The sequence below is a fragment of the Shewanella jiangmenensis genome (genome assembly GCF_018596335.1).
Lineage (GTDB): Bacteria > Pseudomonadota > Gammaproteobacteria > Enterobacterales > Shewanellaceae > Shewanella > Shewanella jiangmenensis.
In genome coordinates this window covers 248,470-268,650 of sequence record NZ_JAHEPS010000003.1, presented here as the reverse complement: position 1 = coordinate 268,650, position 20,181 = coordinate 248,470, and the positions used below count along the sequence as shown (strand labels likewise).

At 58.2% G+C, this 20,181-nt stretch carries 16 protein-coding genes; 13 read left to right on the top strand and 3 right to left on the bottom strand.

Features of this window, described 5'->3' with window-relative positions:
* The first annotated feature begins 22 nt into the window (after positions 1-22).
* From KJI95_RS09940 to KJI95_RS09885, 12 genes are all read left to right on the top strand, one after another.
* Positions 23-343 carry an iron hydrogenase small subunit gene (locus KJI95_RS09940; RefSeq protein ID WP_214507038.1) on the top strand — a complete coding sequence of 107 codons (321 nt, stop codon included), beginning with the start codon at positions 23-25 and terminating at the stop codon, positions 341-343.
* 168 nt (positions 344-511) lie between these two features.
* On the top strand, positions 512-1,183 hold the full coding sequence (locus KJI95_RS09935) for a cytochrome b/b6 domain-containing protein (protein WP_214507037.1): 672 nt from the start codon (positions 512-514) through the stop codon (positions 1,181-1,183).
* Positions 1,184-1,286: 103 nt separating this feature from the next.
* Complete coding sequence (gene hydG, locus KJI95_RS09930; RefSeq protein WP_214507036.1) at positions 1,287-2,720, top strand: [FeFe] hydrogenase H-cluster radical SAM maturase HydG; 1,434 nt, start codon at positions 1,287-1,289, stop codon at positions 2,718-2,720.
* A complete protein-coding gene (locus KJI95_RS09925; RefSeq protein ID WP_214507035.1) occupies positions 2,717-3,433 on the top strand; it encodes a hypothetical protein in 717 nt (238 codons plus the stop codon). The genes hydG and KJI95_RS09925 overlap by 4 nt, the downstream gene beginning before the upstream one ends.
* Positions 3,430-4,542: a [FeFe] hydrogenase H-cluster radical SAM maturase HydE gene (gene hydE, locus KJI95_RS09920; RefSeq protein ID WP_214507034.1), complete on the top strand. Its 1,113-nt coding sequence runs from the start codon at positions 3,430-3,432 to the stop codon at positions 4,540-4,542. Before KJI95_RS09925 ends, hydE begins: the two co-directional genes overlap by 4 nt.
* Positions 4,526-5,836 carry a [FeFe] hydrogenase H-cluster maturation GTPase HydF gene (gene hydF / locus KJI95_RS09915; protein ID WP_214507033.1) on the top strand — a complete coding sequence of 437 codons (1,311 nt, stop codon included), beginning with the start codon at positions 4,526-4,528 and terminating at the stop codon, positions 5,834-5,836. Before hydE ends, hydF begins: the two co-directional genes overlap by 17 nt.
* 131 nt (positions 5,837-5,967) lie before the next feature.
* Positions 5,968-6,885: a LysR family transcriptional regulator gene (locus KJI95_RS09910; RefSeq protein WP_214507032.1), complete on the top strand. Its 918-nt coding sequence runs from the start codon at positions 5,968-5,970 to the stop codon at positions 6,883-6,885.
* 137 nt (positions 6,886-7,022) lie between these two features.
* Positions 7,023-8,186 (top strand): ABC transporter substrate-binding protein, encoded by a 1,164-nt coding sequence (locus KJI95_RS09905; protein ID WP_250885752.1) that lies wholly within the window; start codon positions 7,023-7,025, stop codon positions 8,184-8,186.
* A gap of 182 nt (positions 8,187-8,368) precedes the next feature.
* On the top strand, positions 8,369-9,418 hold the full coding sequence (locus KJI95_RS09900) for an ABC transporter ATP-binding protein (protein ID WP_214507031.1): 1,050 nt from the start codon (positions 8,369-8,371) through the stop codon (positions 9,416-9,418).
* Positions 9,415-10,353, top strand: a complete 939-nt coding sequence (locus KJI95_RS09895) for an ABC transporter permease (protein WP_214507030.1) — start codon at positions 9,415-9,417, stop codon at positions 10,351-10,353. Before KJI95_RS09900 ends, KJI95_RS09895 begins: the two co-directional genes overlap by 4 nt.
* The gene (locus KJI95_RS09890) at positions 10,343-11,212 is read left to right on the top strand and encodes an ABC transporter permease (protein WP_214507029.1); all 870 of its coding nucleotides are present in this window, start codon (positions 10,343-10,345) and stop codon (positions 11,210-11,212) included. The genes KJI95_RS09895 and KJI95_RS09890 overlap by 11 nt, the downstream gene beginning before the upstream one ends.
* Positions 11,213-11,232: 20 nt before the next feature.
* Positions 11,233-12,666: a gamma-aminobutyraldehyde dehydrogenase gene (locus tag KJI95_RS09885; RefSeq protein WP_214507028.1), complete on the top strand. Its 1,434-nt coding sequence runs from the start codon at positions 11,233-11,235 to the stop codon at positions 12,664-12,666.
* A 79-nt stretch (positions 12,667-12,745) separates the two neighbouring features.
* On the opposite strand, the gene iadA is transcribed toward KJI95_RS09885, so the two are convergent.
* Genes iadA through KJI95_RS09870 form a run of 3 tightly spaced genes read right to left on the bottom strand, consistent with a single transcriptional unit; the run spans position 12,746 to position 18,077 of the window.
* On the bottom strand, positions 12,746-13,924 hold the full coding sequence (iadA, locus tag KJI95_RS09880) for a beta-aspartyl-peptidase (RefSeq protein ID WP_214507027.1): 1,179 nt from the start codon (positions 13,922-13,924) through the stop codon (positions 12,746-12,748).
* Positions 13,924-15,429, bottom strand: coding sequence for a putative basic amino acid antiporter YfcC (yfcC, locus tag KJI95_RS09875; RefSeq protein WP_214507026.1), 1,506 nt, complete (start codon positions 15,427-15,429; stop codon positions 13,924-13,926). The genes iadA and yfcC overlap by 1 nt, the downstream gene beginning before the upstream one ends.
* Positions 15,430-15,482: 53 nt before the next feature.
* The gene (locus tag KJI95_RS09870; protein WP_214507025.1) at positions 15,483-18,077 is read right to left on the bottom strand and encodes a TonB-dependent receptor; all 2,595 of its coding nucleotides are present in this window, start codon (positions 18,075-18,077) and stop codon (positions 15,483-15,485) included.
* A gap of 358 nt (positions 18,078-18,435) precedes the next feature.
* Here KJI95_RS09870 and KJI95_RS09865 point away from each other — a divergent pair, with 358 nt between their 5' ends.
* Positions 18,436-20,103, top strand: coding sequence for a cyanophycinase (locus KJI95_RS09865; protein WP_214507024.1), 1,668 nt, complete (start codon positions 18,436-18,438; stop codon positions 20,101-20,103).
* Positions 20,104-20,181 lie beyond the last annotated feature (78 nt).

Sequence of the window (20,181 nt, the reverse complement as noted above, 5' to 3'; positions counted from 1 at the left end):
CAGTCCAACTTAAGGAATCAAGATGAACAACAAACCTTATCTCTTTGCCGAAAGCCGCTTTTTGCTGTCGCGGCGTAAATTTATCGCCCTCGGCGGCGCCTTTGTGGCGGCGCTTGCCCTGCCTGTGGGCTGGTTTAGCCAGAAGCTTATGCAGCGTAACGACTACATCAAGGCACGCAGCAAGGGCCTCTACCGTGACGATGCAACCGCCATGCTCAGAGTCAGCCACGCCAATCCGGCGGTTGAAAAATACTACCGCGACTTTGGCGGCGAGCCCCTTGGCCACGTCTCCCACGAACTGCTGCACACCCATTTTATTGATAGAACCCGGCTGAAATCATGAACGGAGGAATAAAGATGAATCACCAACATGGGCTGTGCTCCTATTTTTTGACTGCTCACAACCGGCTTAAGTCATGAGCGGAGGAATGAAGATGAATCACCAACATGGGCTGTGCTCCTATTTTTTGACTGCTCACAACCGGCTTAAGTCATGAGCGGAGGGAATGTTATGAATCACCAACATGATATGCGTCCAATTCAAAAGCATCCGCTCAATGTGCGGGTGTTCCACTACCTGTTGCTGCTGAGCTTCCTGCCGCTGGCCGCGACCGGATTACTGCTGTTTTTCAAGCCCCTGACTCAGGAAGCCATGCAGCTGACCTACGACATTCACATCATAGCCGGGGTGGTGATGGCCGCCGATTGCGTGGCTTTCACTCTGATGGCGTTCGACAGGGTGCTGCTGTTTACCGCGCGGGTGTTTTCCTTTGGTAAGTCGGATTTGGGCTGGTTTAAGGTACTTGGCGGCTATCCACAAAAGTTCCTGCTCGGCAAAAAGGTCGCCGTGCCACCAATGCGCAAGTACAACTCGGGGCAGAAGCTCTTTGGCGCCTGTGTGCTGATTGGCGGCACTCTGCTGGTGTTTTCCGGCCTGGTGCTGTGGCTTATGCCCCACATAGCGCCGCGGGAAGCCGTGTATCTCCTCGGCCAGGTGCATCTGGTGGCAGGATTGATTCTCACCGCCTTTTTGCCTGTGCATCTCTTCCTCGCCGTTTACCGCTTCGATGACTTCAAGGCCATGATGCTGCACGGCAACGTGCCCTACCACGATGCCGCCGAGTACACGCCACTGTGGGTCGAAAAAGAAGTGGTCCCCGTCAGCGGCGAGAAGGGCTGCTGACCCTTAGTGCCAACCATCAGTACCACCCCTTAGTGCCAACTTTCAGTGCCAGCTGCGCGGCGCGCCCTCGGGCTGCCGCGCTTAACCCCAGAAGAGAGCCTCTATGACTGAAGCGCTACACATCAAACCCTATCAGCCCAATCAGAGTTTTATCGACGATAAGGCCATCTGGTCACTGATTAACGAGCACCAAGCCCCAACAGCGGCCGAGGTCAGCGCCGTGCTCGATAAGGCCGCCCGCCTCAAAGGGTTAAGCCTCAAAGACTGCGCTATTTTGCTGCAAAATCAGCACGCTGCGCTCGATGAGGCGCTTTTCAGTCTCGCCCGCGACATCAAACAAAAAATTTACGGTAACCGCATCGTGCTGTTTGCGCCGCTCTACGTCTCCAACCACTGCGCCAACAGCTGCAGCTACTGCGGCTTTAACGCCGATAACGCAGTACTCAAACGCAAGACCCTCAATGACGAGGAGCTTAAGCGCGAAGTTGCGATCCTCGAAGACATGGGCCACAAACGCATCCTGGCCGTGTATGGCGAGCACCCGCGCAACTCGGTCGAGGCCATAGTCCACAGCATCAACACCATGTACGGCGTGCAAAGCGGCAAGGGCGGCGAAATACGCCGTATCAATGTTAACTGCGCACCCATGAGTGTGGCCGACTTTGCCACCCTCAAAACCGCCGCCATCGGCACCTACCAGTGTTTTCAGGAGACCTACCACAGGCAAACCTACGAAACAGTGCACCGTAAGGGTAAAAAAACCGACTATCTGTACCGGCTCTACGCCATGCACCGCGCCATGGAGGCGGGCATTGACGATGTGGGCATAGGCGCGCTGTTTGGCCTGTACGACCACAGATTTGAGCTGCTCGCCCTGCTCGCCCATGTGCAGCAACTTGAGCAGGACTGCGGCGTGGGCCCCCATACCATCTCCTTCCCGCGCATTGAACCGGCCCATGGCTCAAAGTTAAGCGAGCGCCCGCCCTTTGCCATCGACGATGATTGCTTCAAGCGCATTGTGGCCATCACCCGCCTCGCCGTGCCCTACACAGGGCTTATCATCAGCACCCGCGAGAGCGCATCCCTAAGGAAAACCCTGCTGGAACTTGGCGTATCGCAGATAAGCGCCGGCAGCGCCACCTCGCCGGGGGGGTACAGCGCAGGCCTTGAGGCACGCAGCGAAACCGATGCCGAGCAGTTCAGTTTGGGGGATCATCGCAGCATGGATGACATCATCTACGAGCTGGTGACCGAGTCAGACGCCATTCCGTCATTCTGCACCGGCTGTTATCGCAAGGGCCGAACCGGCGATCACTTCATTGGCCTTGCAAAACAGCAGTTTATCGGCAAGTTCTGCCAGCCCAACGCTCTTATCACCTTCCGGGAGTACTTAAACGACTACGCCAGCCCCGCCACCCGCGAGGCAGGTAACGCACTGATAAAACGAGAATTGGAGAAGATGAGCCCGGCCCGCAGCCGCAATGTCAGCCTGTGTCTGGATAAAACCGATGCCGGTGAGCGGGACATCTATTTATGAGTCAGGCGCTTAAGCTACCAGACTCCGCTGTCGCTACCAGCGCCGGACTCGATGTTGGCCTTCTTGCCACCCTGCTTGAGACCGCCGACTTCGTGGTGTTCCACGCCGCGCTTTACAGCAACTTTGTCGACTCAGACATCAGCAAGGCACTGATTAAGCGCCTCACTGACACAGAGGCGCCGCTCGACTGCTGGCTGATTGAGGCCGCTGCTGACACAAGCTGGGGCGATGAGTTTGCCGCCATGCTGCGCCCAGCCCTTGGCAAAGACGACATGACAGCGCTTTACCAGCGCTCATTTGACTGGTGCAGGAGCCTTAAACAGCGCTTTGGCAAGGATGTACAACATGTATCCAGCCAAAGCCTCGCGCTGACGCCGCTTATCATCATCGATGACACTCTGTTTGCCGGTCAGTATCTGCACAGCGCTATTCCCGCCGCCGATGGGCTGTGGATTAAGCTTGACGCCAGGGCGCTTGGTCTTGCTCCCGGCAGCCTCAAGCGCTGGTTTTATCCGTCATCGCAGGGCGAGACGCAAAACGAACCGACCGCGCCGCTCGCTCTCGCGCTAAAGCGCATGGTGGATGAGTGCGCCTTAGCAGCAAGAGACGGCGCAAGAACTATGTACGCAAGAGATATGTCCACAAGAACTATGTCCACAAGAGATGTGGCCGCAGGCGAAAACACGGCTCCCAGAGAAGGAGCTGCGTCATGACGATAACATCCCGGAACCGCCCTTTCAGCCGTGCTCAAATCCGTGAGCTGCTTGAAGGCAAGGACGATGACTGGCTCTTCAGCCGCGCCGCACTTGCCACCGAGCTTGAGTTTGGCAATGAGGTCTATCTGCGCGCCATTGTGGAGTTTTCCAACTACTGCGCCAATCAGTGCCATTACTGCGGCCTTCGCGCCGCCAACCGCGCCCTTGGGCGCTACCGACTATCCACCGACAGCATTCTTGGCGCCGTACACCGCGCCGCGGCCAACGACATCGGCTCTGTGGTGCTGCAAAGCGGCGACGACAGTTATTTTCGCGCCGATACCATAGGCTGGCTTATCCGCGAAATCAAAGCCCGCCACGACATCGCCATCACCTTAAGCCTTGGCGAGCGCCCCGCAGACGAATTGGGCCTGTGGCGCTACGCCGGTGCCGACCGCTATCTGCTGAAAATGGAAACCTTCGACCGGACGCTGTTTGAGCGCTGCCGGCCCGGCGCCGATTTCGATGGCCGCCTTAAGCAGCTCGAATGGCTCGCCGCCATGGGCTATCAGGTGGGCAGCGGCATCATAGTCGGGCTGCCCGGCATGACCCTCGATACCCTTGCCGCCGATATCGAGGCCCTGTGCGACCTTAATCTCGACATGATTGCCTGCGGCCCCTTTATTCCGCACCCGCAAACGCCCTTTGCCGCTGCTAAAAGTGGTGATGTGCTTAGCTGTCAGCGGGTCACGGCGCTGCTGAGACTGCTTAATCCCGGCGCCAATATCCCCGCCACCAGCGCGCTGGAAGTGCTAAAGCCCGGCGCGCGGCTTAAATCGCTGCGCCGTGGCTGCAACGTGGTAATGCCATCCTTTACCCCAGAGGACGTCAACGCCAACTACAACATTTATCCCGGCAAAAACGGCTCCAATGGTGATGCCAGAGCCAGGCTCCACGCCCTCAGAGCCGCCCTCGCCGCCGAGGGACTGGTGGCCGCAAGCTGTCGGGGCGATGCCAAAACTCGCCGTTATCGGCGCCAGCCAGGCGTTAACGCGAATTCTGAAAACAAAACCCAGAGCGAAAACAAAATCCAAAGCAGAAGGAGCAAGCATGTGTCAGGGCATTGAACCCGGGGTGCAACCCATAGCTACAGGCCAGTCTGCCCCCCGTGGCATGCGCGCCGTTATCGCCCTCTTTGGCCGCACCAACACCGGCAAGTCCTCGCTGTTAAATGCCCTCACCGGCCAGCGAAGCGCCATCGTCTCTGCGGTAAAAGGCACCACCACCGATGCGGTAGCCAAGGGGTATGAGCTTTTGCCGCTTGGGCCTGTGACCTTTTACGATACGGCGGGGCTCGATGACGACAGCCCCCTTGGGGCCCAAAGGGTAAAGGCCACCAGGCGCATTATGTTTCGCGCCGATATGGGGCTGGTGGTCGTGGATGATTCTGGCCTTGGTGAGCACGAATATCGGCTTATTGATGAGCTTAAGGCACTGAACATGGCTGTGATAGTGGTGTTCAACAAGGCCGATATCAGTGCGCCGCGCCCCAAAGATTTAGCCTTTTGCCGCGAGCGGCAGTTGCCTTACTGCGCCATGTCGGCGACCAATTCCACAGAAAGCTGTAATAAAGAGAGAAATGCACAAGGCGCTGCCACCAACAGCGGGATCGGCGAGCTTAAACGTCTGCTGATTGAGCAGGCACCGACGCAGCTCAGTGAAACGCCGCTGCTTGCCGCCGACCTTTATAGGCGCGGCGACAGCATCATCTGCGTTGCCCCCATCGACAAGGCCGCGCCCAAGGGGCGGCTGATTTTGCCCCAGGTGCAGGTGCTTCGCGAAGCGCTGGATAAAGGCGCGCTGGCAACTTTAGTGCAGGACAGCGAGCTTCACCGAGCCCTTGAGCTTGCCAGGCTTGCCGGAACGGCGCCAGCTCTGGTGATAACCGATGCCCAGGCCATAGTAAAGGTGGCAAAGGAGGTGGCAGATAACATCCCCCTGACCACCTTTTCCACCCTGTTTGCCCGCCAAAAAGGCTGCCTTGCCACCCTGGAGCGCGGCGCCCTAAAGCTCGATGCACTTAAGGATAACGACCGGGTGCTTATCGCCGAGGGCTGCAGTCACAATGTGCAGGAAGACGACATAGGCCGGGTCAAGCTGCCAAAGTGGATTGAAAGCTACAGCGGTAAGCAGCTTAGCTTTGAGGTGTGCGCCGGACACGACTTTCCCGATGATTTGGAGCGCTATGCCCTGGTAGTGCACTGCGGCGCCTGTATGCTCGGGCGCGCCGAGATGCTCAGGCGAATTCGCGAATGTGAACGGCGCGCCGTGCCCATTACCAACTACGGCATTGCCATCGCCAAATTGCAGGGCGTGCTGGAGCGGGTAACCCGGCCGTTTCGGGCCACTTCCCCCGCTTAACAAAGCTAAGCAGAGCCACAGCTCCCGCTCTGGTTCAGGTTCTGGTACAGCTCAGCCACAATCCGCACGATTGACAGTAACCTTGGCAAAGGTCAGTCTACAGACTGACCTTTGTCCATGTTGCCGCCAAGATGAACTTTACCCTGAAACAGATCCGCTATTTCGTGGTGACCGCCGAGTCGCGCTCCATCAACAAGGCCAGCAAGACCCTCAACAAGTCCCAGTCGGCCATCACCAACTCCATCAGCGAGCTGGAAACTGCCCTCAATGTAAAGCTGTTTGGCCGCACCCATGCGGGATTGTCGCTGACCCACGAAGGCCACCAGTTTTTGGCCTCGGCGCGGCAAATCCTCGCCACGGTGCAGGATGCCATGGTCAATCTCAATCTGGTGCGCGAGGTCAACGAAGGCGAGCTGGTGCTCGGGGTTACCAGCCTGCTTGCGGGCTACTTTTTATCTGAGCCACTGATGCAGTTCTCCCGCCAGTACCCGAGGGTCAAAACCCTGATAAAAGAAGATGAGCAGCGCTTTATCGAGCATCTGCTGCTCAATGGCGAAATAGATGTCGGCATTCTGATGACCCGTCAGCTGCAGGAGCATGAAGCCTTCGAGACCGAGACCTTGGTGATGTCGCCGCTTAAAGTCTGGCTGCCCGCCAATCATCCACTGTGCGCCCAGGCCAGCATCAGTGTGCAGGAGCTTGCCGATGAGCCACTTATCAGCCTTACCGCCAATCAGATAGACCAGGTGATAAGCCATGCCTGGCGCCGCTACCACAAGCCGATGCGACCCAAATTCCGTACCGAGTCGGTGGAAGCGGTGCGAAATCTGGTTGGCGCTGGCTTTGGTATCGCCATCGTGCCCGACTTTGCCTATCGCCCCTGGACGCTGGACATGCAGCGTATCGAGACCCGCCCCATCCGCGAAGAACTCCCCTCCATCGACTTTGGCCTGGTGTGGCGCCGAGGCTCCAGTGTGCGCTGGACCGCCGATGAATTTGTCAGCACCACAGTGGATTTTGTCAAAGCCAGCAAGCCGATAGCGTTTTAGTTGGGTTATCGATTTTTTAGATACCCCACCCTGTAAAAAAAGCAGTTCATATTGTTCAAAAAATCGCACTATCTTCTTGGTGGAAGTCACATCGCCCCCGGGCAATCACGACCACAAGAACAAGAAGAGGAACAACCATGAGCATTACCAACACCAACAAGGTACTGGCAATTGGCGCAGCAGTGATTGGCACCATCAGCACCCAGGCATCCGCCCAGGATATGCTACAACAACTTGGCAAGAGCGAAGGCCAGGTCAATATCGTGGCATGGGCCGGCTACATTGAGCGGGGCGAGACCGACAAGGCCTACGATTGGGTCAGCGAGTTTGAAAAAACCAGCGGCTGCAAGGTCAATGTCAAAACCGCCGCCACCTCAGATGAGATGGTGGCACTGATGAACGAAGGCGGCTTCGATTTGGTCACCGCCTCCGGCGATGCCAGTCTGCGTCTGGTGGCGGGTAAAAAAGTGCAGCCACTCAACCTTGCGCTTATTCCAAGCTACGCCAAGGTCGATGAGCGGCTGCAAAACGCCCCCTGGCACACAGTGGATGGCAAGCACTATGGCGTGCCCTATCAATGGGGCTATAACGTGTTGATGTATAACACCGAAGTATTCAAAAAGGCCCCCGACAGCTGGTCTGTGGTGTTTGAAGAAACCACCCTGCCCGACGGTAAATCCAACGCAGGCCGCGTGCAGGCCTTCGATGGCCCCATCTACATCGCCGATGCGGCGCTGTACCTGATGAGCAAGCGTCCCGAGCTTGGCATCACCAACCCTTACGAACTCAGTGAAGAGCAATACGCCGCGGCGCTTGAGCTGCTGCGCGGCCAGCGCAAACTGGTGGGCCGCTACTGGCACGATGCCTTTGTGCAGATTGACGACTTCAAAAACGAAGGGGTTGCGGCCTCCAGCGCCTGGGGCTTCCAGGCAAACGTACTCGCGGCCGAGAAAAAGCCCGTGGCCACCGTGGTGCCCAAAGAAGGGGTGACCGGCTGGGCCGACTCCACCATGCTGCACGCCGAAGCCGAAAACCCCAACTGCGCCTATCGCTGGCTCGAGCATTCACTGAACGACAAGCTGCAGGGCGATCTGGCCGCCTGGTTTGGCTCGGTGCCAAGCGTGCCTTCAGCCTGTAAAGGCAATGAGCTGCTCGGCGAAAACGGCTGTGCCAACAACGGCTACAACAGCTTCGACAAGATTTGGTTCTGGCGCACGCCGGTGGCCAAGTGCTCCAAGGGCACCTGTGTGCCTTACTACCGCTGGGTATCTGACTATATCGCCGTGCTGGGCGGACGCTAACGAGGGTGTGTTTAGCCACCAGGTGTCAATTGACGGGGCCTTGCATCACGGGCCTCGTTTATCAGGGACGGGTTTGAGTGATGCGGCGGGCCGCCATGGCCGCCGTTTTTTTCAGACCCTTTCCGGCACAACAGTCAGCCAATTGCAGATACGAGTGAATAGCAGATACGAGTGAACAGAAGATGTCAGCAGTGTCATTTCGGGATGTTTCCCGCGTTTACGACTCGGTCCGTGCCGTCGACCGCGTCAGTTTCAATATCCCGGAAGGGGAATTTTTTACCCTGCTCGGCCCTTCGGGCTCGGGCAAAACCACCTGCCTGAGGATGATTGCCGGTTTCGAGTTTGCCTCCAGCGGCAGTATCGCCATCCACGGGCAGGATGTGTCCGCCACGCCGCCCTTTGCCCGTAACGTCAACACGGTATTTCAGGACTACGCCCTGTTTCCGCACATGAATGTGCGCGACAACATCGCCTACGGACTGATGGTCGCGGGCGTGCCCAAGGCGGCGCGCCACCGCGAGGCCGAGGCCATGCTGGAGCTGGTGCAGCTGCCGGGCGTGGGCGACCGTAAACCATCGCAGCTCTCCGGCGGCCAGCGCCAGCGTATCGCCATCGCCCGCGCGCTGATAAACAAACCCAAAATCTTGCTGCTCGATGAGCCCCTCGGCGCCCTTGATCTTAAGCTGCGTGAGCAAATGCAGGTGGAGCTTAAGCGGCTGCAGCGCCAGGTGGGGATCACCTTCGTGTTCGTGACCCACGATCAGCAAGAGGCCCTGTCGATGAGTGACAGAATCTGTATTTTCAATCGCGGCCGCATCGAGCAGATAGGCAGCCCGGATGAGATTTACGAAACCCCGAAAACCGAGTTTGTGGCCCGCTTCGTTGGCAACGTCAACCTGTTTGAGCAAGGCGCGCTGCCGGGGCTAATGAGCACAGAACGCGGTCTTATTATGCTGCGTCCGGAGCGCATCAGCATCAGCGCCGGACACACCTCTGAGCGGCCGCAAAAAATAGCCGGCACAGTGCAGGACAGCGAATATCTGGGCGCCTTTATCCGCTATCTGGTGCGCGCCCAAAACGGACTCGATATCACGGTGCACCAGCCAAACCTTGGCCACAGCCAGCACGCGCCGCGCTTTACCCCGGGCACCACTGTGGGACTTGGTTGGGATGACAGCGCCCTGCATTCGATTAAAACCACTAAGCCCATTGCCGAGGGAGGCGCAGGATGAACAGCGCTGCTCTTACCCTAAGCGAACCAAACCGCAGCAGCCTGTCGGCCTGGGTGTACCTGCACCCGCGCAGCGTATTGCTGCTTCTTCTGATTCCGCCGCTCCTCTGGCTTGGGGTGGTGTATCTGGGCTCGCTGTTTAACCTGCTTGCCTACTCGGTGTTTGGCCTCGATGAATTTACCGGCCAGATAACCCATGAGCTGAGCCTGAACAACTTTATCGAACTGACCCGCGCCGCGAATCTCGATGTAATTTTACGCACCACGCTGATGGCGCTTATGGTCACGCTGGGCTGCGTTATCATCGCCTTTCCCATCGCCTATTACATGGCGCGTTATACCAAGGGTAAGGTCAGAGCCTTGTTTTACCTTGGGATTATGCTGCCGCTCTGGTCAAGCTATCTGGTGCGGGTGTACGCCTGGAAACTGATCCTCGCCAAAGAAGGCATTATAGGCTGGCTTGCGCAAACCCTGCATCTGGACTGGCTGCTGCAGGGAATTTTATCTCTGCCTGTGATTGGCGGGCCATCGCTGTCGTTCTCGCCCATCGGCACCTTTGTGGTGTTTGTCTATATCTGGCTGCCATTTATGATTTTGCCGATCCAGGCGGCGATTGAACGTATTCCGCGCTCCTTTTTCGAAGCCTCCATGGACCTTGGCGCCAGCAGCTGGCAGACCTTCAGGACAGTGACACTGCCGCTTGCCATTCCCGGCATCGCCGCCGGCTCCATCTTTACCTTTTCGCTGACCCTCGGCGATTACATCATCCCCGGCATCATAGGCAACTCGACCATGTACATGGGGCAGGTGGTGTATTTGCAGCAGGGCACCGCAGGCAACGTGCCCTTTGCCGCCGCCTTTTCGCTGGTGCCGATTGTGGTGATTGGGGTTTACCTTGCCCTTGCCAAACGTATGGGGGCCTTCGATGCACTCTGAAACCCAAATTAACAGCCATGAGCTGAATAACAGCCCTGTACTACAACGCAGCCCTGATAAAAAAAGCAGCCCGCGTGCACTCACCCTCGCCGCCAGCGCCGGACTGCTGTTTTTGCACCTGCCGATGTGGATTATTTTCCTCTACGCCTTTACCACAGAGCAAAAAAGCTATCAGTTTCCGCCGCCCGGCCTGACGCTGCAATGGTTTGCCAAGGCCTGGGCACGGGAAGATGTGTGGCGGGCGCTGGAGCTGTCGCTGCAGGTGGCGCTGCTCTCGACCCTGATTGCGATGGTGCTTGGCACCCTTGCCGCCATGGCGCTGAGCCGCAGCCGCTTTTTCGGCCGTGACGTGTTTTCCATGCTGCTGGTACTGCCCATCGCCCTGCCCGGCATCATCACAGGGCTCGCGCTTCGCGCAAGCTACGGCACCTTCGATATTCCGTTCAGCTTCTGGACCATAGTCATAGGCCACGCCACCTTTTGCATAGTTGTGGTGTACAACAACGCGGTGGCACGGCTCAGGCGCAGCAGTGTAAACCTGCTCGAGGCCTCGATGGATTTGGGCGCCACCAACTTTCAAACCTTCCGCTACGTGGTGCTGCCAAACCTTGGCACCGCGCTGCTCGCGGGCGGCATGCTGGCCTTTGCCCTGAGCTTTGATGAGGTGATAGTGACCACCTTCACCGCCGGGCAGCAAACCACCCTGCCTATCTGGATGTATCAGGAGCTTATCCGTCCACGGGACAGACCCGTGACCAACGTGGTTGCCATGGTGGTGGTGCTTATCACCACACTGCCCATCCTTGGCGCCTATTACCTGACAAAAGATGCCGACAGCGCTGACGGCACCGGCAAATAACCCGACCAAGAGGAACACCCATGACCTACTCTACCGCGTTGCTTATTGATGGCCAGTTCGTTACCGGCGAGGGCGCTCCCGAGTCCATTCTCAATCCCGCCAGCGGCGAAGTCATCGCCCAGGTGGCTGAGGCGAGCCCCGAGCAGGTGCATCAGGCGGTGGCCGCCGCCCAGCGTGCCTTCGACAGCTGGCGCGATACCACCCCGGCCGAGCGCAGCCGCCTGCTGCTCAAAGTCGCCGATGCCATCGAGTCTGAAGCGCTGGCCTTTGCCCGCATCGAGTCCGATAACTGCGGCAAACCCTTTGCATCGGTGCTTAACGATGAATTGCCCGCCATCGCCGACTGCTTCCGCTTTTACGCCGGCGCCATTCGCACCATGCACGGCCCCCTTGGCGGTGAGTACTTAAACGGCTTTACCAGCATGATGCGCCGCGATCCGGTGGGGGTGGTGGCCTCTATCGCCCCCTGGAACTACCCGCTGATGATGGCGGCCTGGAAACTCGCCCCGGCCCTTGCCGCCGGTAACACTGTGGTGCTCAAGCCCTCGGAGCAAACGCCGCTGACGGCACTGAAACTCGCCCATATTCTCGCCGAGGTGTTTCCGCGCGGGGTGGTGAACATCATTTGCGGCCGCGGCGACAGCGTGGGTCAGCCATTGGTGGAGCATCCGGCGGTACGCATGGTGTCGGTCACCGGGGATATTTCCACCGGTCAGAAAATCCTGCAAACCGCGTCGCGCACCGTTAAGCGCACCCACCTTGAACTTGGCGGCAAGGCGCCGGTTATCGTGTTTGACGATGCGGATCTCGACAAAGTGGTGGCGGGTATTCGTACCTTTGGCTTTTACAACGCAGGCCAGGACTGCACCGCCGCCTGTCGCATCTACGCCCACAGCAAGATTTACGACCGCTTTGTGGCCGAGCTTGCCAGCGCCGTGTCCAGCATCAAAGTAGGCAGTCAGGATGTAGACGGCGTTGAGATGGGGCCGCTTATCACCGACCGCCAGCGCAGCCGGGTGGCAAGCTTTGTCGAGCGCGCGCTGGCGGCAGGCCATATGGAAGCGGCCACCGGTGGTAAAATCGTTGATGGCGCAGGCTTTTTCTATCAGCCCACCGTGATTGCCGGAGCCCGCCACAGCGATGAAATCGTGCGCCGTGAAGTGTTTGGCCCTGTGGTGTCTGTGACCCGCTTCCATGAGGCATCCCAGGCCATCGAGTGGGCCAACGACTCGGAATACGGCCTCGCCTCGTCGGTGTGGACCAAGGATTTGGGCAAGGCAGCCCAGGTCGCCCGCAAGCTGCAGTATGGCGCCACCTGGATAAACACCCACTTTATGCTCGCCACCGAAATGCCCCACGGCGGCTTTAAAATGTCGGGCTACGGCAAAGACTTATCCATGTACGCCCTCGAGGATTACACAGTGCCGCGCCACATCATGTTCAGCCATGATTAAGTGCTATCACGACTAAGTGCTATTGAGAGACTAACCGCGCGCGACCGGGCAGCAATCAAAAAGCCCGGTCGCGTACGGTTTAAGCTGAGCGTTGCTCGAAAGTACCAAATACCCTGGGCTTGCCACCTGCCACCATCAGGCGGCCGCGGCACCAGACATGGTCCGGCGCATTCTGATCATTCAACAGCACCAAATCCGCATCCTTACCGGGCGCAATCCCGCCTTTGGCGTTAAGCGCCAATATCCGCGCCGCATTGCTGGAGGTCATGGCAATCGCATCCGCCATCGCCACCCCATCTGCCAAAAGCGCGCGAAATAAGCTCGCCAGACTGCCGACCCGGCCAACCTCCAATCCAATCAGGCGGCCATCGGCATCAAACACAGGCAAACTGGCGTTGCCGTCTGAACTTAAGGTTATGCGGGACACAGGCACCCCGGCATCCAGCGCCATCCGCACCGCAAGGGCGGCTCCTATCTCATCGGAGTTTTCGGTGGCGACATTTTCCGACGCGGTGAAATCAATCACCCCGCCCCGAAGCGCAAAGGCGATGCCCTGACGCAGCAGCGCCGCCGAGCGGTTGATGTGGGTCGGGTAAAACTGCGACAGCGGGATATCACTGCTGCTGACGACATCCGTAAGAATATCAAGCCCGCCCTTACCATCGCCCACATGCACAAACACTGTGCCGCCCTTGCCGCTAAGCATGCCGCCCACCCTCGCCTGACTGGCGACCCGGGCAAGCTCGGCGGCCGACAACTGGGAGCCACGGTGATCGGCAATGGCAATTTCGCCGACGCCTATCACCTTACTAATCAGCATCATGTCGCGGGTGATATCGCCGCTTAGCGTCTTGACCGGATACTCATAGGAACCGGTATAGATAAAGGTACTCAGGCCTTCGTTGTCGAGGGCATGGGCCTTGGCGAGCAAGTCTTCGAGGCTGCGGCTTACCGCATCAGTGCCAAGGGCACCAACCACAGTGGTCACCCCCGCCAGAGTTGCTTCGGTCAGCTCCATTTGCGGGGTGCGGGTATGAAAGCCCCCTTCACCGCCGCCGCCACTTAAGTGCACCAAAGGGTCAACCAGTCCGGGAATAAGCGCGCGGCCAGCGGCGTCAAGCACCTCACAGGGCAGTGAGCCCGTGTCCAGCGTGCCGGCAGGCGCAGTGGCAAGCACCCCGCCGAAGCCAAACACCACATCCTTAAGTCCTTCAGGAGCCGGGCTGAACAGGTTGGCGTTTTTTATCAAAGTTAACATCAGCTATATCCTGTATAAACGGCAATCGCTACCGCGATGACAGCCAGCAGCATCAACATCAGCTGCAGACGCCAAATCAGCTTAACCCATTGGCCAAAGGGTATTTTCACCACACCAAGACACCCCATCAGCGAGGCCGACGTGGGGATAATGAGGTTGGTCAGCCCATCACCAAGCTGAAAACACAGCACCGCCAGCTGCCGGCTGAGCCCCGCAAGCTCTGCGAGGGGGGACATCAGCGGCATGGTCAGCGCCGCCTGACCTGAGCCGGACGACACAAACAGATTAAACACCGACTGGAACGCCAGCATCATTTGCGCTGACACCCAATCGGGTAAGCCACCGATGGCGCCGCCGGCACGGTACAGCAAGGTATTGAGCACAGATGGCGCAGCCGGGTTGTCGCCGCCAAGCAAAATCACCAGCCCCTTGGCAAAACCGACTATCAGCGCCGCTGGCAGCAAGTCGGCTGCGCCGCGCTGAAACGCCGCCGACACCTGATTGACTGTCATGCGGCCACTGCCGACCAGCACCAGGCCAAGGGCCAGCGCCATCGCAAAAAACTGACTGGCAATTTGCGCGATATAGTACCCCGCACTCACCACGCCCCAAATAACCCAGCACAGGGTTAACAGCAATATCAGCAACATTCCGCTGTCTGTCTTTCCGAGACGCTGGGGTGATGGGGCATCACCGCCCCGCGCAGGTAAGGCAGCACTGCTAACGCCGCTGTCATTAACAAGATGGCAGCTGTCATTATCGTGATGGCCGCTGTCATTATCGTGATGGCCGCTGTCATTAACCCGATAGCGGCGGGTGCAACTGGCAAATCGCAGAGTATACATAAGCGCCGCCAGGGTAAACACCAGCCAGCACACGGCACGAAGCGCGGCGCCAGACATCAGCGGCACCCCGGCGATGCCCTGGGCTATCGCCACGCTGAAAGGGTTCATCCACGAGGTGGCAAACCCCACCTGGGTCGCGACATAGGTGACCAACACCACCACCGCCGGATGGTAGCCCAGCGCATTAAACAGCGGCAGCAACAGCAAACAAAACGCGATGGCTTCTTCACTCATGCCATACACGGCGCCGCTGAGCGAAAACACCACAAACAGAGCCGGCAGCAACAACACTTCCCGCTCTTTAAGGCGCACTATCAGTAAGGTCAGTGCCCGGTGCACCGCGCCGCTCTCCAGCAGCACCCCAAACGCGCCGCCGACAATCAGAATAAACGCCACCACTCCGACCGCCGAGCCGTCGCGGCTGCCGGAGGTCAGGCCATCAAAGGCTGCGTTGAGCAGCGCAGGCTTGCCGTTGTCACTGAAGAGAGCGCTGCCCCCATCTGCGGCGCTGTGGTAACTGAAGTTTTCAAGCTTTACCCCCTGCTCGGCCACCTGCAAAAACTGCCCGGCCGGCAGCACAAAGGTCAGCCCCCATGCCAAAAGCAACATCAACATCAGGATGACAAAGGCATCGGGCATTTCCCGTTTGGATAACGACATAGGTCCTCCCATCAGATAAAAAAACGGCCGGGTTGCCCCGGCCGGGGAGTGCATCAGAAACGCAGGTTGTAACGCAGGTTCCAGCGCTGACCGAGCCAATCATGGGCAGAGCTTGCGTATCCATTGGTGGGAGAAGAGGCATAGGGCGGCTCTTCATCGGTGAGGTTACGCACCGACAGCATCAGCGAGTGGTTTTCCATCAAGGTCAGGCCAACACTGGCGCTGAAGGTCAGCCAGCTGTCTACGGTCTCATTGTCGAATTTGAAATCGCCATCGCCCATGCTGGACACATAGTGGGCACTCAGGCTCGCGCTCCAGTCGCCAAGGCTCCAGTCGGTGCCGGCATCCAGCACCCGCTCGGGACGGGCGATTTCATTGGCACCGGACAGACGGCCGAGCAGGTCTTCTACCTCGGCATCCGGCGTAACCTGACGCTCAAAACTGAAGGTTTCGGTACCGCTGAGGTAAAGGTTGAACTCTCCGGCCTGGGTATCGAGACGGTAATTCATACGATAATCCAGACCATCCGTGGTTTGTTTACCCACGTTGAAGTAGCCGGTGCGCAAAAAGCTGATATCACCCGCGCCATCAACCACACAGCCAAACTCGCCGCTAAGAGCACCCACCGAGCCGACGACAGGTGCACTGCCCTCGACACAGGCCCTGAGGGTGGTGGATGCATCGATATCGACTATGTCCTCATGATCGTAGCGCCAGTAATCCACCGTTAACTGCCAGGCATCGGTAAGGTTCCACGACAAGCCGGCATTGACGGCCTCAGACGACTCCGCGTCCAGGCCCTGATTGCCGATGGTTTCCTGGTCAAATTCCAGCTCGCCGTCGATGCTGCCGTTTACGCCGCAAAGGGCATTGAAGGGCTCACCGTCGCCGCAGTTGATGTATTGGCTGCCAAGGGAGGTGCCGGCACCCAGCTGCGACAGTGACGGTGCGCGAAAACCTGTGCTCCAGGAAGCGCGCAGCACCAAGTCGTCCGTGGCCTTGTAGCGCAGCGATACCTTGGGGTTCACATCGCCGCCAAAGTCGCTGTAGTGGTCGTAACGCAGTGCAGTGATAAGATCCAGCCCTTCAAACAATGGCAGATTCACCTCGCCATACAGCGCATACTGGGTACGTTCGGCGGCGGCATTACTGGCACCAAGGCCAATCACATCGTCATCCACCGCCGACTGAGCCGGATTATCGGCGATTTCTTCACGGCGAAGCTCAGTACCAAACACAGCGCTGACAAGCCCCGCATCCATTTCAAACAGCTCGCCGCTTAGGTTGGCATCCAGCGACATCACCTCCGACTCCCCTTTGCGCACCGCGCTGTCACGCAGCGCCGCGATGGCGTCCGGGCTGTTATCCATACCCAGATTAAAGGGGTTAAAGCTGCCACTGGCGATGGCATCATTCAGCGCATTGCGATTCATGTAACCAGCAACGTGGTTCACTTCGTTGGTTGATTTGCCATAGCTGGCTGCAGACTCCCAGCCCCAGTCGCCCCATTCACCGCGAAGGCCGGCGAGCAGGCGATAGCTGTCGGTGTTGTATTCCTGCACCCGGCGCTCAGGCATCCTGGTTCTGACCCGGATGTTGTCGCTGTCGTCGCCATCGGCGGCATTGATTTCACGCACATAATCAGGCACATAACTGGCGCTGCCCAGAACGGTTACCGTGTATCCGGCTGGCGCCTCATAGGCATGGCCGGTGTTTTGCTGATACATGCCCTCGGCAAAAAAGGTCAGGTCGTTGCCAAGCGTCCATTGATGATTAAGAGTCGCGCCCAGGTTTTCAAAATCCGGCTGAATAGCACGCTGGATAACGTAATCGTAGTTACAGGCTTCACCGCCCCAGCGGGTATCGTCACCACACCAGGCTTCGGCGTAGTAATTGCCATCGACAACCATTTCGGTGTACGAGGTGTAAGTCACGTTGATGGGGCGATCGCTGTTAAAGATTTCGTTGCGCTTGGCGTAATCGAGCACCACTGTGGTGTTGCTGTTGTCGGTGGCAAAACCACCGGCGTAGGTCACCCCGGTGCGGCTGGCATCGTGTGAGCTGGTATCGTTGCCATACTGGGCCGACAGCTCATGGCCAACAAAGTCCTTACGCAGAATGAAGTTAATCACACCGGCGATGGCGTCTGAGCCATAAATGGACGAGGCGCCATCGGTCAGCACATCGATGCGCTCAATCGCCGCCATGGGAATGGCGTTCACGTTTACAAAAGAATCGGAGCCGTTGGAAAACGAGTCAACCGCCACCCGTCGACCGTTAACCAGCACCAGAGTCGCACTGGAACCCAGGCCGCGCAGACTGACCCCGGCCGCCCCGGCAGGCGCACCATCGGCACCGCCAACACCGCCGGTTTCGGTAAAGGTACCGGCGCTCGCCGCCTGGGGTAAATCTTTCAAAAACTCGGCAATGGTTTCGTAGCCGCGCTTAACCAAATCATCCTGATCAAAAGATTGCAGCGGATTGGCGCCTTCCATGTCCACCCCTTTGAGGCGTGAACCTGTGATTTGAATTTTCTCCAGTTTGGCATCGGCCGCTGAAGGGGTTTCTTCGGCCGCCTGGGCCATGGCAGAGGTTAAAGCAGACAGGGCAAATCCGGAAATGGCGCAGGCAAATACTGAAACTTTCATGACAAAGCTCCCAAAAAATAAGCAAATTATTTTTCAGGCACGCGGCTACGCCACCGGACGTGGTCAATACGTGGCACAAACAGGTGTGCGTTCACGGTGCGAGCGTGCGCCTGAGTAAACAGAAAGTGGCGTGGGAGCCTAGAGATAATGCAGGACTGCCCACCGAACACTAAGGTTCAGTGGTTATTCGTCCCACCATTCGGACAGATACCAGGTGCGGTAATGGTATCTTTCAAGAGAAATAGATGCCGGAAACATATCCACCAATGTGAAATCAATGTTATTGACCGGTAAACAAACTAGCCGTTATAGTGACTGCCAGTCAATACGTGGCATGCAAAATTTTTTGAGCATGACCATGAATCAAAAAAAACCTATCTTTTTTAGTGCGTTAGCAACAGTACTTGCGATTACCGGCCCGAGTTTGTCGGCAAATGACGACAGTCAGCAACCGCTGTCGCTGATGCTCGCCGGCGGCGCCTTGTCGGTATGCAGCTCCATGAGCCCCCGTCACTGCGCGGGCGAAACCCGCTTTGGCAGCGATGCCAAAACCGAAACCCGTTATGAGCTCAATCCGCAGAGCCTGTCGAGACTGAAAAGCACAGCTCCCTGGCAGCAGCTCGATAACGCCACCAAAACAACACTTGAGCATAAATTTGCCAGCGCCCCCGCGCCCAGTGTCAATGAGGACGGCCTGGACAACTGGCTTGGGGAGCTCGCCACAACCCTGAGCGACAGCGCCTATTTCGCGTTAAAAGATGCCCTTGAGCTTGCGCAGCTTGACGAGCGCGGTCAGCGCAAACAGGAGCAGGTGCTGCTTGAGCGCGGCAACATCCCCCACGGCGCCAATCATTTCAAAACCTTTGTACGCCGGACCACCGCCCTTACTGGCAAGCAAGTCCCCACCATTGGCATAGTGACCGCGTCGGCGCGGGACCCCTTCGAAGCGGCAGATTTCTATCTGCAGGTATTCACCCAGGCTGGTGCAAAGGCCGTTTGGCTGCCACTGGATGGCGCAGCGATGCACCTTTGGCAATCAAAGGACGATATTGCGCAGTCACAAGACAGGAGCGACTGCACGCAACTCGCGGCATTGGGCGAGCGCCTTAATGGCTATTACCAAAGGGCGCGAATTTATCCGGACCATGTCAAAACTCAAAACGAGATGTGCCGCAATCCGGCCATGCTGAGCCAGATGCTCGGCAGTCTGGATGGGCTGTTTTTATCAGGCGGCGATCAGTCGTTGGCGCTTGCTGCCTGGCTTTTGCCCGATGGTAACCCCAGTCCGGCGCTGGCACTCATTAAGCAGCGATTGGCCGATGGCAAGCTTGTGATAGGCGGCACCAGCGCAGGCACAGCGGTGATGGCCTCAGGCGCCATGATCACCGGCGGCACCAGTCAGGGCGCCCTTGAACAGGGTGTCAAAGCGGCGGCGCCAGTGAGCGAGCGCTGCGAAACCCTCAGCTGCGATGCGCCCATTGCGCCAAACACCCTCACCTATCGCCCGGGTGGCGGCCTGGGTCTGTACCCGTTTGGGGTAACAGACACCCATTTCAGCGAACGTGAGCGCGAGATAAGACTGGTACTGCTGCAGGATGCAACAGGCACAGGGCTTGCCGTTGGCGTGGATGAAAACACTGCCCTGTGGCTTAGCCGCGACGGACTGCGCGGCGAAATCCACGGTGAAGGCGGGGTGTGGTTTTCTGAGCCTGTCGCTAACAAACCAGACAATCAGGATGACCATAAAGATGAGTCGAGCAGCCAAAACCGTGGCAGCAACCACAAGCGCCCAAAGGACCATTCCAGTCATAGGGTGCATTATCTGCCAGCAGGCAGTGATGTGGCGCTAAACGGCGAGTCACTTACGCTGCTCACGCCGCCAAAAAACCATGGCAGCGCAGCCTGTGGCAGCCTGACACCACAGTGGCTTGCCGCCAGCGGTGCCAAGCTGGCTCCTACAGAGGAAAGCCTCTGTTTGAATGGGGGATATTATTATGGGCTGCAGCTGGTGCATCCTTTGAAGTAAGCTGGAGCTGAAGTAATCACGAGCTGAAACACGCCTGCCCGGCGTTAGCCAAGCCGACAAGCTTTGCCGGCTGACTAG